This window comes from Mesorhizobium erdmanii, from assembly GCF_013170725.1.
Lineage (GTDB): Bacteria > Pseudomonadota > Alphaproteobacteria > Rhizobiales > Rhizobiaceae > Mesorhizobium > Mesorhizobium erdmanii.
Genome location: NZ_CP033361.1, coordinates 2,156,230 through 2,170,141, shown reverse-complemented (window position 1 = coordinate 2,170,141; position 13,912 = coordinate 2,156,230). Strand labels below are relative to the sequence as shown.

Here is a 13,912-nt window from a genome sequence, read left to right as displayed (position 1 = left end):
ATGATGGCCATGCCGATCTCCTGCTCCGCATTCCGCCGCACCGCGCTGATCCTTGCGCTGGTGGCTGGCGGCGTGCCGGCTTTCGCCCAGGAGTCGACAAATCAATCGGCCAATCAATCGGCAACGCAGATCGCCAGCAACCAACCCACCGGCGAGGTCGTGCTGATCCCCAACCGCGTCATCTATCCCGGCGAGAGGATCGAACTCGCCGCCCTGAAACAGGTGACCCTCATCCCCGGCAAGCACAAGCCCGATGCAATGGCGACCCGTATCGAAGAACTCCAGGGCAAGATCGCCAAGCGCACGCTGCTGCCTGGCCGCTACATTCCGTCGTCCGCCATCCGCGAGGCGTGGCTGGTCGAACAGGGTGCTGCCGTGCAGGTCTTCTTCATCGCCGGCGGACTGACGATATCGGCCACCGCCGTGACCTTGCAGCCAGGTGCGGCCGGCGACTTCATCAAGGTTCGCAACAGCGACAGCGGCAAGATCCTCTCCGGCACGGTGATGGCCGACGGAACCATCCAGGTCAGCGCTTCATGATGCGCCTGCTTGCCCTTCTTCTCGCGGCCACGCTCGGCTTGCAGCCGGCGCTGGCCGACGGCCTGACACCCAAGGCCAAGCGCGAGCTCGCCGCCAGGAACGGCGGCGTCGACAACGATCCGGAATATGATCCAGCCACCACCACCCGCATGTTCCGCGTCTCGCCCGGGCCAAGCTCGCTGCCGCCTGGCCAGGTCGCCTCGCGCATCAAGGACATCGCCCAGTTGCAGAGTTCGCGCGACAACCAGCTGGTCGGCTACGGCCTGGTCATCGGCCTCGCCGGCTCGGGTGACAGCCTGCGCAATTCGCCGTTCACCGAACAGTCGATCCGCGCCATGCTCGAAAATCTCGGCATCGCCACCGAAGGCGGCAGCGCGCGCGCCAAGAACGTCGCCGCCGTCATCGTCACCGCCAACATGCCGCCCTACGTGCAGTCGGGCGCTCGCATCGACATCGACGTGTCCTCGATGGGCGATGCCACCTCGCTTGCCGGCGGTACGCTGATCATGACGCCGCTGAAGGCGGCGGATGGCGAAATCTACGCCGTCGGCCAGGGTGCCGTCATCGTCTCCGGCTTCATCGCCCAAGGCCAGGCCCAGCAGCTGACACAAGGTGTGCCGACTGCTGGCCGCGTCCCCAACGGCGCTATTGTCGAGCGCTCGGTGAAGGCCGAATTCGATGATCAATCGACGCTGACGCTGCAATTGCGCAATCCCGATTTCTCGACCGCCATCCGCATCGCCGATGCCATCAACGACTATACCAGCCAGCGCTTCGGCATGCGCGTGGCGGGTGAGCGCGATTCTCGCACCGTGCAGATCAGAAGGCCGAACGGCGTTTCGGCTGCCCGCTTCTATGCCGAGATCGAGAACCTGGTGGTCGAATCCGATACGCCGGCTCGCGTCGTCATTGACGAGCGCACCGGCACCATCGTCATCGGCAACGACGTCAAGATCTCGCGCGTTGCCATCAGCCACGGCACGCTGACCGTGCGCATCACGGAGGCGCCGCGCGTCGTGCAGCCCGAGCCCTTCTCCAAAGGCGAAACCGCTGTCGAACCGTTCACCGCCATCGATGCCAGCCGGCCCAACGGCCGCGTCGCGGTGCTCGACGGGCCCGACCTGCAAACCCTCGTTTCCGGCCTCAACCGCCTCGGCGTCAAGCCGGACGGCATCATTGCCATCCTGCAAGGCATCAAATCGGCCGGCGCCCTGCAAGCCGATCTGGTTCTCCAATAGGCGATGCCGATGATCCCCTCCTTCTCATCCCATGAAAGACGCTCTTCCCGCGCAATCCTGTTTGCGGCCGCGGCCCTCGCGGCTGTCTCCGTTTCCGGCAATGGTGCATATGGCGAGGATGTTGTTCGCCAGGTTCTCCCTGGAGCGCAGCCCGCGGTGGCGCCGCAGCAACTGACGCGGGAGAAGGCGCCCGACCAGAGCGAGATCGAGCGCTTCTGCTCCAACATCGCCGACGCCGCCCGCGACCGCCGTTATGCCTTGCAGGCCGAGGAATTGAAGAAGCTGCAGGCCGGCATCGACGAGCGTATGAAAGCCCTCGACGCAAAAAAGGCCGAATACGAGACCTGGCTGAAGCGGCGTGAAGTCTTCCTGGCCCGAGCCGAGGACGGCGTCGTCAATATCTACGCCGGCATGAAGCCCGATGCGGCGGCCGAACGCCTGGCAATCGTCAACGCCGATCTGGCCGCTGCCATCCTGATGAAGCTCGATCCACGCAAGGCCAGCGTCATTCTCAACGAAATGGACCAGAAGGCGGCGGCGACGCTCACCGGCATCATGGCCAGCGCAGCCCGAAGGGTAGATCCGTCATGATCCGCAAAATGCTCATCCTGTGCGCGGTGGCGGTCCTGACCGGCTGCGGCACCAACCTCAAGGAGGTCGGCAAGGAACCGTCGCTGTCTCCGGTGGGCTCGGGCATCGACGGCGGCAACACCGGATCCCTCTACAAATACCCCCAGACGCCGCGCGCACCGGTCAAGAAATTCTCGCTGTGGGACGACCGCCAGAGCCGGTTGTTCACCGACCCGCGGGCGCTGCAGCAGGGCGACATACTGACCGTCAAGATCAGTATCAACGACCGCGCCAACTTCAAGAACCAGAATGACAGAAGCCGAACCGCCAATCGCAAGCTCGGCTACGACATCAGCGCGCAGTGGGACAAGTTGAGCACTGCGGGCAAGGGTTCCGGAGCGCTCAGCTCGGGTACCGACACAACCGCGGACGGTGAGATCAAGCGATCGGAAACGCTGGAACTCAACGTCGCCGCCATCGTCACCGACGTCTTGCCCAACGGCAATCTGATGATCACGGGATCGCAGGAAGTGCGTGTCAACGCCGAGCTCAGGGTACTGACCATAGCCGGCATCGTGCGCCCGGCCGATATCGGCGCGGAAAACACGATCCCCTACGAACGCATCGCCGAGGCGCGCATCTCCTATGGCGGGCGCGGCCGCATCACCGAGATCCAGCAGCCGGCCTACGGCCAGCAGGTTCTCGACCAGGTTCTTCCGTTCTAGGGATTGGAGACCAAAAGCACCGTGGCCAATGCCGAACAGATCCAGCCTCGCAAAGGCCCTTCCCTTATCGTCCAGGGCGCCATGCTGCTGGTGGTGACGGCGGCCGCCATCGGCATGGGCTGGATGTCCGGCGGCTATCTCAAAGGTGTCGGCGCGCCCTCGTCGGTGCCGGCGGCACCTGAAAATGAGGGCAAGGCTACTCCACCGGCCGCCGCACAACAGCCCGGTACGGGGCCGACGCTCGTCGCGCTGGCGCCGATCACCACCAACATCGCATCCCCCGCCGACACCTGGATCAGGATGGAAGTATCCGTGGTCTACGACGCGCCGCAGCCGCCGGCGATGTCGGAGGACATCCAACAGGACCTTCTGGCCTTCGTTCGCACGCTGAAGATGCATCAGGTCGAGGGCGCCAGCGGTTACCAACACCTGAAAGCCGATCTCGAGGAACGCGCCTCGATCCGCAGCCAGGGGCACGCCAAACAGGTTCTCATCAGGACATTGCTGCTCGAATTAAGAAGCTCCTTCTCGCCGCGGCGCTGATCGGCGCCGCCACCTCCGTCGCGGCGGCGCAGCAGCTGGACCTGGGCGGCATCGGCAAGGCCGACGGCGCCACCGTCGGCTATATCATCCAGATGTTCGGCCTGCTGACCGTGTTGTCGGTGGCGCCGGGACTGCTGATCATGGTGACGAGCTTCACCCGTTTCGTCATCGCCTTCTCGATCCTGCGCGCCGGCATCGGCCTGCAGTCGACGCCGGCCAACCTCATCCTGATTTCGCTATCACTGTTCATGACCTTCTACGTCATGGCGCCGACCTTCGATCAGGCCTGGAACACCGGCGTCAAGCCGCTGATGGACAACCAGATCAGCCAGACCGAGGCCTTCGAGAAGATCTCTGATCCGTTCCGCACCTTCATGCTGCACAATGTGCGCGACAAGGACTTCGACCTTTTCGCCGATCTCGCCCGCGAGCGCGGCCAGGTCGTTGCCAAGGAGACGGTCGACCTGCGCATCCTGGTGCCGGCCTTCATGATCTCCGAGATCCGCCGCGGCTTCGAGATCGGTTTCCTGATCGTGCTGCCTTTCCTGGTCATAGACCTGATCGTCGCCACCATCACCATGGCGATGGGCATGATGATGCTGCCGCCCACCGTGGTGTCGTTGCCGTTCAAGATCCTGTTCTTCGTCCTGATCGACGGCTGGAACCTGCTCGTCGGCAGCCTGGTGCGTTCCTTTACCTGATTTTGTCGTTCCGGCCCGAAGCCTCGACCGCTCGGCAGAACCGGGCGGCGCCGGGGCCGCGTCGAATTTTCCCAAATTATTTTCGATTAACCCTCAGGTTTAGCCCTTTGGTAGGAACTCGGAGCCATAGTCGCTCGCAGATGGCGGGTGACCCAAACGCAACGGTCATTGGCATGATGCCGCTCCGTCATACCGGAAAAGCCGGTATGCAAAAAAACTTGTAAAATCAAGGTATGAGTAGCCATGTCCAGTATCATGACGAACAGCGCTGCATTGACGGCGCTGCAGAGCCTTAACGCCACCCAGAACAACCTCTCCACCACCCAGGCCCGCATCTCGACCGGTTATCGTGTCTCCCAGGCTTCGGACAACGCCGCCTACTGGTCGATCGCCACCACGATGCGCTCCGACAACCAGGCCATGTCCACCGTTTCGGACTCGCTCGGCCTCGGCGCCTCGAAGGTGGACACCGCCTACACCGGCATGAACAGCGCGATCACCACCATCAACTCAATCCAGCAGAAGCTGACCGCTTCCTACGGTCAGACCGACGCCTCCAAGGAAAAGACCCAGGTCGAAATCGCTGCCCTGCAGGCACAGCTGAAGGGTTACGCCGACTCCGCCACCTTCTCCGGCACCAACATGCTTTCGGTGTCCACCGCTTCGGGCACCGCTGCCGACGTTCAGATCGTTTCGGCCTTCAACCGCAGCGCCACCGGCGCGGTTTCGCTTTCGACGATCAATGTCAACGTAGAAAGCATCAAGCTCTATGACTCCGGTGCGGCGCCGACCGCCAAGGGCATCCTCGATGCGGCTCGCCTCGGCACCACTGGCGCTACGACCACCACTGCACAGAACCCGACACTGGGTGCCGCTCCGGCAGCCGGCGATACCTATTCGGTTGCCAGCCTGTCCATCTCTACGGGTGGCACGGCCGCTAGCGACGCTCAGATCTCGCAGATGATGACCGTCGTCGACGCCGCTCTCAAGGACATGACGACCGCGGCCACCAAGCTCGGCGCTGCCAAGAGCTCCATCGACCTGCAGAAGACCTTCACGCAGAGCCTGATGGACTCCATCGACCGCGGCGTTGGCCAGCTCGTCGATGCCGACATGAACAAGGAATCGACCCGCCTCCAGGCCCTGCAGGTTCAGCAGCAGCTTGGCGTCCAGGCGCTGTCGATCGCCAACGGCTCGTCGCAGTCGATCCTGTCGCTCTTCCGCGGCTGATCTTTCTCGAACGGCTAAACCAGACAGAAGGGCCGCGCCAAAAGCGCGGCCCTTTTTTTGCGCTTGCTCCAGCCCGGCGCAACCCTCGTTTCTTACCCCTTGAAAGCGGGCCTTTAACAGGCCGTTAACTATAACGAGCTAGTCATGGTTAACCAAAAGCTTACAACGGATTGACGAATCGGCCCGATTGGCACGACGGCAATCCATGGGCGGGCGAGCGGCTCGCGAGGGCAATGCCGGTTTTTGAGAGACCGGCCCGAAAAAAGGAGCGAGTTTCTTGTCGAGCATCATGACGAACGCCGCGGCGTTGACTGCACTTCAAAGCCTCAACGCCACCAGCAAATCGCTCGAGATGACACAGGCCCGGATCTCGACCGGCTACCGGGTCTCCCAAGCCTCGGACAACGCCGCCTACTGGTCGATCGCCACGACGATGCGCTCCGACAACCAGGCACTGTCGACCGTGCAGGACGCACTAGGGCTCGGCGCCTCGAAAGTCGATACCGCCTACACCGGTATGAACAACGTGCTGACGACCGTCGGCCAGATCAAGACCAAGCTGCTCTCCACCATTGGCCAGACCGATGCCGCCAAGGCAAAGACGCAGACCGAAATCACCGCGCTCCAGGCGCAAATGAAGTCCTTTGCCGATGCCGCCACCTTTTCGGGGTCGAATTACCTTTCAGTGACTTCAACGCAGGTCGCCGCCCCCAATGACGGCGTCCAGGCCGACTCCAAGATCGTCTCGTCCTTCAACCGCTCCTCGTCGGGCGCCATTTCGCTTGGAACGATCGACATCGATGTCGAGAGCACGAAGCTGTTCGATTCGGGTCTCTCCACCGCCGTCAAGAACCAGGGCACGCTCGACCGCCAGACCTCGGTCTATTCCACAGCGGCCGCCCAGAGCCTGTATGACAACGCCTATGCGACCGCGCTCGCCGGCGGCGCCACAGACATCGCCGCCAACACCGCCGGCCAGACCGCCGCAGGAGCGGTTACCAAGGTCGACAACGTTTCCGCTTACAACGTCGACATCACGGCAGCCGGCGTGACCGACGACATCATCACCCAGATGATCGGCAAGATCGACAAGGTCATGAGCCAGCTGACCGACCAGGCCACCATCCTCGGCGCCGCCAAGAGCTCGATCGATCTGCAGAAAACCTTCACGCAGAGCCTGATGGACTCCATCGACCGCGGCGTCGGCCAGCTCGTCGATGCCGACATGAACAAGGAATCGACCCGCCTCCAGGCGCTGCAGGTGCAGCAGCAGCTCGGCATCCAGTCGCTGTCGATCGCCAACAGCTCATCGCAGTCGATCCTGTCGCTGTTCAAGAACGGCTGATCCGGCCGTAACCGAGGAATACATCTACTTCCAATTCACGGGCCGCGCCGCAAGCGCGGCCCGATTTCATTTTCGCACAAGCTTCGGGGGCTAGTGTTCCGGCGGACAATCATGCTGGGAGTCGCTCTATCGTGCCGGAACAGATCCAGAGCATCATCTCGAACCTCCGCGGCTTTGGTGTGAAGCGCCTCGCCATGCTGGCGGGCATCGCCGTTCTGGTGATGGGCGTCATCGGCATCGCCTCGGTCTACCTTAACCGCCCGGCTTACGACACGCTCTACGTCGGCCTCGACCGCTCCGACGTGAACCAGATCGGCCTGGTGCTGGGTGAGGCCGGCATCGGCTTCGACGTCGGCGCCGACGGCACCTCCGTTCTGGTGCCGGCCGGCACCACGGCGCAGGCGCGCATGCTGCTTGCGGAGAAGGGCCTGCCGACCAGCGCCAATGCCGGCTACGAGCTGTTCGACAATGTCGGCGCGATGGGCCTCACCTCGTTCATGCAGCAGATCACCCGCGTGCGTGCGCTCGAAGGCGAGATCGCCCGCACCATCCAATCCATTTCAGGCATCAAGGCGGCGCGCGTCCACATCGTCATGTCCGAACGCGCCAACTTCCGTCGCGACGAACAGCAGCCCTCGGCGTCGGTCGTCATCCGCTATGCCGGCATCGACGCCGAGAAAAGCGCCCAGTCTATCCGCCATCTCGTCGCCGCCGCCGTCCCCGGCCTGTCGGCCGACAAGGTGACGGTGCTCGATTCCAACGGCAACCTCTTGGCCGCCGGCGATGATCCCTCCAACACCAGTGCCGCCCGCACGCTCGGCGTCGAGCAGACCGTGGAGGCGCAGATCGGCGACAATATCCGCCGCGCCCTCACCCCTTATCTCGGTCCGGACAATTTCCGCGCCAGCGTCAAGGCCGAGGTCAACACCGACACTCGTCAGACGGAAGAAACCATTTTCGATCCGAATTCCCGCGTCGAACGCTCGGTGCAGTCGGTGCGCGCCAATGAGAACAGCAACCAGAAGCAGGCCTCCACCCCGTCCAGCGTCGAGCAGAACCTGCCGGAGACCCAGGCGACCAGCACCGAGGGTCCGCAGACCTCTTCGGCGAACGACCGCAAGGAAGAGATCACCAACTACGAGATCAACTCCAAGAAGATCGCCACCGTCTCCAACGGCTACACCGTCACCAAGATGTCGATCGCGGTCGTCGTCAACCAGGATCGCCTTAAGACGATCCTGGGCAAGGACGCGACCCCGGAACAGATCGCCAAGCGCGTCGCCGATATCCAGAAGATGGTCAGCTCCGCCACCGGCCTCGACGACAAGCGTGGCGACGTCATCGACGTCTCGGCGGTCGAATTCATCGACGGGCTGGATGGCGAGGCGATCCCGCAGGCCGGAATGCTTGACTCCATCGGCCAGCATGCGGGCACGCTGATTAACGCCGGCGCTTTCATCGTCGTGGTGTTCCTGGTGGCCTTCTTCGGCCTGCGGCCGATGGCGGCGGCGCTGACGGCAAGGGCAACGCCCGCCTTGTCGGGCCCGAATTTCGATGAAGTCCAGCGTTCGCTGCCGACTCCGGAGGCAGCCGCTTCCGCCGATGCGGGTGCCGCCATCGGCGCCCTGCCCGGCGCACGGCCAGGCACTACCCCGCTCGACGATCTTCGCCAGAAGATCAGGCCGGCGCCACAGGAGCGGCTTGCCCGCATGGTCGACCTCAACGAGGAGCGCACCGCGCAGATCCTGCGCAAATGGGCGGCCCAGGAAGTCGCGGCGTAAACCATGGCCTCCGCAGCCCTTTTCGATCTCCTCCCTGATTTCGGCACGCGCGCGCCACGCGCCAGCCAGCCTCAGGCCGCATCCGAGCACAAACCGGAAGCATCCGCGCCGCAGGCCGACATCGGCACGCTGATCGCCGAGGCGGTCGCCCAGGCGGAGGCAACCTTGGCGGAACGGCTTGTCGCTGCCCATGACGCGGCGCTGGAGGCGGAACGCCGGGCGAACGCCGAGGAAGCAAGGGTTTTCCTCGAGAGCTTCGGCGGCGATATCGGCACGGCGGTCTCGCTGCGCATCGACGCCATGGAGACGCGCGTGACGGACCTCGTCACCGCCACGGTCGCCCGCATCATCGGCGGCGTTGTCAGCGACGATCTGCAGAAGCGCTCGCTTGAGGCGCTTGCCGGCGCGGTTCGCGAAGCCGTCGGCGATAGCGAAGCGGTGCGCGTCGCCGTCCGCGGGCCGCTGTCATTGTTCGAAACCCTGAAGGCATCGCTTGGATCGCGCGCTGCAAATCTCGACTTCATCGAGGCGCCCGGCTTCGACCTGACGGTGACCATTGACGAGGCGGTGTTCGAGACCCGCATCGCCGAATGGTCGGCAACCCTTTCCGAGGTCTTGTCATGAGCGTCGCCGAGGCCGACCACGGCAGGCACGAGATCATCATCGTGCGGCATGCCCATGGTGATCACGACGAGGCACACCACGGTGGCGTCTGGAAGATCGCCTTCGCCGATTTCATGACCGCCATGATGTGCTTCTTCCTGGTCATGTGGCTGATCAACGCCGCCAATGAACAGACCAAGGCAGCCGTCGCCAGCTACTTCAACCCCGTCAAACTGGTTGACCGCAATTCGAGCCGCAAGGGGCTGGAGGATCTCGGCGACGGGCCGAGCGCCATCGGCGCTACGGCCGAAAAACCGCAACAGACGAAAGCCAAACCCGGGCAGGGTGGCAGCGGTGACGCGGGCTCGTCCGACGCCAAGAAGGACAAGCAGCAGGCGCAACAAACCGACGATCACCTCTTCGCCGACCCTTACGCGGTGCTCTCGGAAATCGCGACCGACACCGGCGTCATGCAGAATGTCAGCCAGAAGGGCGACGGTGGCGCGCAAGCCGCCGGCCCGGCGACGGGGGCCTCGGGTGGCGCGTCCTACCGCGACCCCTTCGAGCCGGATTTCTGGTCGCAGCAGGTGGCCACGCCCGTCGCCGAAGCGAGCGCGCAGCGCCCCAAGATCGAGGGCGACCCGCTCAAGCCCGGCGACAAGGCCGCCGAGACGCAGGTGGCCAAGGTCAAGGCCGTGCCACCCGCGCCGCCGATTGAAGACGCTCCGCTCGAGCCGCTTGCGACGGATGGCAAGGAGGCTGCCAAGCCTATCGCCAAGGCCAGTGCGACCAAGGCCAGCGATGCCGAGGCAAAGGATGGCAAAGTCGCCGATGCCAGGTCGGCGGATGGAACCCAGGCGGATGGAACGATCGGCAAGCTAGAGACAGCAAAACCCGAGACCGCGGAAAAGGCGCCCACCGCCGCCGCGTTGAAGGCGGCTGCCGACGTCAAGCAGCAACTGGCTGATGCCTTCAAGCCCGGCGACAAACTGCATGACGGCGTCTCGGTCGAAGCCACCGACAAGGGTGTGGTCATCTCGATCACCGATCAGCTCGACTTCGGCATGTTCGAAGTCGGATCGGCGGTGCCGAGCCGCGAACTGGTGCTGGCGATGGAAAAGATCGGTCGCATCGTCAACAGCCAGAAAGGCACCATCAGCATCAACGGCCACACCGATGCGCGCCCCTTCCGCAGCGCCAGCTACGACAATTGGCGGCTGTCGACGGCGCGCGCGCATTCCGCCTACTACATGCTCGTGCGCGGCGGCGTCGACGAACGCCGCATCACCGAGGTCGCCGGCTTCGCCGACCGGCAGCCGAAGGATGCGGCCGACCCCATGTCGGCGGCCAACCGCCGCATCGAGATCTTGATGACGAGCGGCGGATGAGGGGGGCGGCCGTCACCAGCCGGCTGATGGGCCTGTTGCTGCTGGCAGTCGGATATCCGTCGGCCGGCTTCGCTCAGGACGCGTTGCAGCCTTACCAGTTGGTGCGCTCGCTGCAGCTCGTCCAAGACCGCATCGCCGCCGGCGATCACGCCGCGATGCCGATGCAGGCAAAGCTGCTCGAGATGACCGATGCACGCATGCGCGAGGCGGATGCGGAGGACTTCAAGGATCCCAAGAACTTTCGCGCGCTGCTGGTCTACGGCATGAGCGGCGGCAATCCATCCACCGTCGAGGCGGCGGTCTCTCGCGCCAACTCGCTGGATCCCCAAGACCTCGCAATTGCCAAGGGCGTCATCAACTATCTGGTTGGCCGGCCCGCCGGCGCAATCGAGGTCTTGAAGCCAATCGATCCCATGACGCTGCCTGGCGACCTCGGGGCCTTTCTTGCCCTGGTCAAAGGATCGTTGATGGCGACGGACGACCCGGCGGCGGCGCTCACGCTGCTCGACGAGGCCAAGCTGCTCAGCCCAGGTACGCTGGTCGAGGAAGCGGCCTTGCGGCGCTCGGTCGGCATCGCCGTGACGCAGGGTGACGCGGCGCGTTTCGCGCTTGCCTCCACCCAATATGTCGAGCGCTATCTCTATTCGCCCTATGCCAGCCAGTTCGCCGATTCCTTTGTCTCCGGCGTCATCGCGCTGCACCTGTCGATCAGCCAGGACAAGCTCGCCGACATCACTTTAATGATGGATCCCGAGCGCGAGAAGGTGATTTATCTGCGCATCGCCCGCCGCGCCGCGATCGATGGCCTGAGTGACTTGTCGGCCTTCGCCTCGGCGCGGGCGGAAGAGGGCCGCGACGGCAATACCAACCAGGGCGATCCGCGCGCCCTGCTCTATTCCAGCCTGTCCACGGTGACGTCGGGCACGATCGAGGACGTGCGCACTAAACTCGCCAAGATCGACCGCGGCAAGCTGTCGGATGGCGACCGCGCCCTGCTCGACGCCGCCCAGGCGATCGCCGGCGAGGTGGTGGCGCCGCCTGTTTCCCTTCCCGCCATGAGCCCCGCGACCGTCACGTCGCGGCCCGGACCCGAAGCCGCCGCTACACACGCGGCCGACGAGGCCGGCTTGCCGCCCGTCGAAGGTGCTGTCTCCGAACAGCCAGCGGTCGCCCCCTCCGGCGGCACGGCAGCCGCCGTGCCAAACGCGCCGGCGCCTTCGGCCGCGATCGTGCCGACATCGGCGCCGGCAACTTCCGCCGGTCCCGACACGACCGACCCGACCGATGCCGCCATGATGAAAACCCGTCGACAGCTCGACCTGATCGACCAGATGCTTGGAGCCGCCCCGAAATGACCCCCAGCCTCGGCCCGGCCCTGTCGGGATTTGCCACTGCCCGCACGGCGGAGCAGCCGGCCGCGCCCGGCAAGAAGGATGATGCCGGTTTCGGCAAGATGGTGCATGGCGGCCCCAGCCACCCGGAAAAGCAGCCCGCGACCGAGGCCGGCGCACGCGATCCGCGCTGGAGCAAGCTTGCCGCCGGCCTTGCGGCGCAGGCAGGCGAGGACGAACCGATGCCGCCGAGCAATCCGCGGGCTACGCCGGCCGGATCGACGGCCGCGAAATCCATGAAGGACGGCAAGGATGTCCGAGCGGACAAGGACGCCGATGCCGAAACGCCGACGACCGATGCCGGCGCAACGCCGCTCGACGACCACCTGCCCTTGCTGATGGCGTTTCATGACCTGCGCCATTTCTCGACATCGGCCAAGTCAGCCGGCGCAAACGAGACCGGACAGGAACCGGCGCTCGACGGGCAGGTCCTGCCGAAGGCCTATCGTGCGACATCTGCCGCCGGGCAGGACGACCTCGAACCGATGTCGAAGCCCGAGCGGGTCTCGCTCGTCGACGGTCCGCCGACGAAGCTCGACGGCCACTCCGCCGCCGGTGCTGGCGCCGGCGTGCCGCGGCGTGACAATGCAATCGTTGCCGGCCCGCTGCCCGAGCCGGCGCCGGCCGACGTGCCGCACGTGGAGGCGAAGCAGGCGGCGCCGCAGTTCCAGTCCATCGCCGACGTCCAGTCTTCGTTGCGGTCGGAACCGGGAAAACAGGCGTCGGCGCAGGCGCGCGTCGACGTAGTTTCCGAACGCAGCTTCCCTGCCCCGCCGCAGGCGCCGATCAGCCAGGCGGCGCTCAACGTAATCAATGCCGTAGCGGCCGATGTTAGCCCGCGGCAGGCGTTTTCGGCGGCCTCCGCGACCAGCCAGGTGGCTAGCTCTGTTGCCGTTCCGACACATGTGTTGAAGATCGAACTTCACCCGGCCGAACTGGGCATGGTCACCGCCCATCTTCGCCTCTCCGGAGAACAACTCTCGATTGAACTGAAGCCCGAAACGCACGACGCCTACCGTCGGCTTTCCAGCGACAGCGAGGCAATCGTCAAGTCGCTGCGCGGGCTTGGTTTCGAGGTTGATAAGGTCACCATCATGCAACCTTCAGTAGCTGTTCCGGCTACAACCCGGACAGATACAACCGCCACCCTCACCACCGCACCTGGCCGCGACCAGTCCGCCTTTCAGCCCGGAAACTCCAGCGGCGGCAACAGTGGGGCCGGCGGTCAGCAACCGGGCCAGCAGTCCGCAAGGGGTAACCATGATGACGCGCAAGCACACGGCCGCGCCGCTCCGCCATCTCGCGAGCGCGCTGGCGGCGATATGTTTATCTAGCTTCGCCAACGCCGCCCTCGCCGCCACCAATCCCTGCGAGCCCGAGATCCTGCGCGCCGCCGACCGCTATGGCGTGCCCGCCGGCATTCTCTACGCCGTCGGCCTGACCGAAACAGGCAAGAAAGGCAGCCTGCAGCCCAATGCATTGAATATAGAGGGAAAAGCGGTCTTCCCAAGGAGCCGCGCCGAAGCGCTTGCCACCTTCGCCAATGCCCAGCGCGAGGGCAAGACGCTGATTGATCTCGGCTGCATGCAGATCAACCACCACTATCATTCCTCGCATTTCCGCAGCGTCGAGGACATGCTCGACCCGCGCCAGAACGTCGACTATGCGGCGCGTTTCCTGGCCAGTCTCCACGCCCGCCACGAAACCTGGTCGATGGCCGTCGCCCGCTATCACGCCGGCCCTGACAACGACCCGGCGCAGAAGGTCTATGTCTGCCGGGTGATCGCCAACATGGTTGCCACCGGCTTTGGCAAATGGACAGCCAATGCCCGCTCCTTCTGCAACCCGTAAGCGTAT

General features: G+C 64.7%; 14 protein-coding genes. All 14 read left to right on the top strand.

Annotation, left to right across the window (positions count from 1 at the left end; genetic code table 11):
- Positions 1 to 3 precede the first annotated feature (3 nt).
- The 14 genes from flgA to EB233_RS10425 all read left to right on the top strand — a co-directional run bounded on the left by flgA (position 4) and on the right by EB233_RS10425 (position 13,906).
- A complete protein-coding gene (gene flgA, locus EB233_RS10490) occupies positions 4 to 540 on the top strand; it encodes a flagellar basal body P-ring formation chaperone FlgA (RefSeq protein ID WP_171892221.1) in 537 nt (178 codons plus the stop codon).
- Positions 537 to 1,778 (top strand): flagellar basal body P-ring protein FlgI, encoded by a 1,242-nt coding sequence (locus EB233_RS10485; protein WP_027056832.1) that lies wholly within the window; start codon positions 537 to 539, stop codon positions 1,776 to 1,778. The genes flgA and EB233_RS10485 overlap by 4 nt, the downstream gene beginning before the upstream one ends.
- Positions 1,779 to 1,781: 3 nt before the next feature.
- On the top strand, positions 1,782 to 2,369 hold the full coding sequence (locus EB233_RS10480) for a MotE family protein (protein ID WP_064988937.1): 588 nt from the start codon (positions 1,782 to 1,784) through the stop codon (positions 2,367 to 2,369).
- The gene (gene flgH, locus EB233_RS10475) at positions 2,366 to 3,073 is read left to right on the top strand and encodes a flagellar basal body L-ring protein FlgH (protein WP_027056830.1); all 708 of its coding nucleotides are present in this window, start codon (positions 2,366 to 2,368) and stop codon (positions 3,071 to 3,073) included. The genes EB233_RS10480 and flgH overlap by 4 nt, the downstream gene beginning before the upstream one ends.
- Positions 3,074 to 3,094: 21 nt before the next feature.
- Positions 3,095 to 3,616 (top strand): flagellar basal body-associated FliL family protein, encoded by a 522-nt coding sequence (locus EB233_RS10470; RefSeq protein WP_064988998.1) that lies wholly within the window; start codon positions 3,095 to 3,097, stop codon positions 3,614 to 3,616.
- Positions 3,586 to 4,317 (top strand): flagellar type III secretion system pore protein FliP, encoded by a 732-nt coding sequence (gene fliP / locus EB233_RS10465; RefSeq protein WP_027056828.1) that lies wholly within the window; start codon positions 3,586 to 3,588, stop codon positions 4,315 to 4,317. Before EB233_RS10470 ends, fliP begins: the two co-directional genes overlap by 31 nt.
- A 243-nt stretch (positions 4,318 to 4,560) precedes the next feature.
- Positions 4,561 to 5,547 carry a flagellin N-terminal helical domain-containing protein gene (locus EB233_RS10460; RefSeq protein ID WP_064988938.1) on the top strand — a complete coding sequence of 329 codons (987 nt, stop codon included), beginning with the start codon at positions 4,561 to 4,563 and terminating at the stop codon, positions 5,545 to 5,547.
- A gap of 277 nt (positions 5,548 to 5,824) precedes the next feature.
- Positions 5,825 to 6,892, top strand: coding sequence for a flagellin N-terminal helical domain-containing protein (locus EB233_RS10455; protein ID WP_064988939.1), 1,068 nt, complete (start codon positions 5,825 to 5,827; stop codon positions 6,890 to 6,892).
- Between the two features lie 131 nt (positions 6,893 to 7,023).
- Entirely contained in the window at positions 7,024 to 8,673 is a 1,650-nt protein-coding gene (fliF, locus tag EB233_RS10450; protein WP_064988940.1) for a flagellar basal-body MS-ring/collar protein FliF, read from the top strand.
- A 3-nt stretch (positions 8,674 to 8,676) separates the two neighbouring features.
- The gene (locus EB233_RS10445) at positions 8,677 to 9,297 is read left to right on the top strand and encodes a hypothetical protein (RefSeq protein ID WP_027056824.1); all 621 of its coding nucleotides are present in this window, start codon (positions 8,677 to 8,679) and stop codon (positions 9,295 to 9,297) included.
- A complete protein-coding gene (locus tag EB233_RS10440) occupies positions 9,294 to 10,664 on the top strand; it encodes a MotB family protein (RefSeq protein WP_064988941.1) in 1,371 nt (456 codons plus the stop codon). Before EB233_RS10445 ends, EB233_RS10440 begins: the two co-directional genes overlap by 4 nt.
- Positions 10,661 to 12,019: a chemotaxis protein MotC gene (locus EB233_RS10435; RefSeq protein WP_064988942.1), complete on the top strand. Its 1,359-nt coding sequence runs from the start codon at positions 10,661 to 10,663 to the stop codon at positions 12,017 to 12,019. The genes EB233_RS10440 and EB233_RS10435 overlap by 4 nt, the downstream gene beginning before the upstream one ends.
- The gene (gene fliK, locus EB233_RS10430) at positions 12,016 to 13,389 is read left to right on the top strand and encodes a flagellar hook-length control protein FliK (RefSeq protein WP_064988943.1); all 1,374 of its coding nucleotides are present in this window, start codon (positions 12,016 to 12,018) and stop codon (positions 13,387 to 13,389) included. Before EB233_RS10435 ends, fliK begins: the two co-directional genes overlap by 4 nt.
- Positions 13,319 to 13,906, top strand: coding sequence for a transglycosylase SLT domain-containing protein (locus EB233_RS10425; RefSeq protein ID WP_064988944.1), 588 nt, complete (start codon positions 13,319 to 13,321; stop codon positions 13,904 to 13,906). Before fliK ends, EB233_RS10425 begins: the two co-directional genes overlap by 71 nt.
- The last annotated feature ends 6 nt before the right edge of the window (positions 13,907 to 13,912 follow it).

Coding starts and splice junctions, on each gene's coding strand:
- flgA (WP_171892221.1), top strand. CDS start 4: ATGGCCATGCCGATCTCCTGCTCCGCATTCCGCCGCACCGCGCTGATC.
- EB233_RS10485 (WP_027056832.1), top strand. CDS start 537: ATGATGCGCCTGCTTGCCCTTCTTCTCGCGGCCACGCTCGGCTTGCAG.
- EB233_RS10480 (WP_064988937.1), top strand. CDS start 1,782: ATGCCGATGATCCCCTCCTTCTCATCCCATGAAAGACGCTCTTCCCGC.
- flgH (WP_027056830.1), top strand. CDS start 2,366: ATGATCCGCAAAATGCTCATCCTGTGCGCGGTGGCGGTCCTGACCGGC.
- EB233_RS10460 (WP_064988938.1), top strand. CDS start 4,561: ATGTCCAGTATCATGACGAACAGCGCTGCATTGACGGCGCTGCAGAGC.
- EB233_RS10445 (WP_027056824.1), top strand. CDS start 8,677: ATGGCCTCCGCAGCCCTTTTCGATCTCCTCCCTGATTTCGGCACGCGC.
- EB233_RS10440 (WP_064988941.1), top strand. CDS start 9,294: ATGAGCGTCGCCGAGGCCGACCACGGCAGGCACGAGATCATCATCGTG.
- EB233_RS10435 (WP_064988942.1), top strand. CDS start 10,661: ATGAGGGGGGCGGCCGTCACCAGCCGGCTGATGGGCCTGTTGCTGCTG.
- fliK (WP_064988943.1), top strand. CDS start 12,016: ATGACCCCCAGCCTCGGCCCGGCCCTGTCGGGATTTGCCACTGCCCGC.
- EB233_RS10425 (WP_064988944.1), top strand. CDS start 13,319: ATGACGCGCAAGCACACGGCCGCGCCGCTCCGCCATCTCGCGAGCGCG.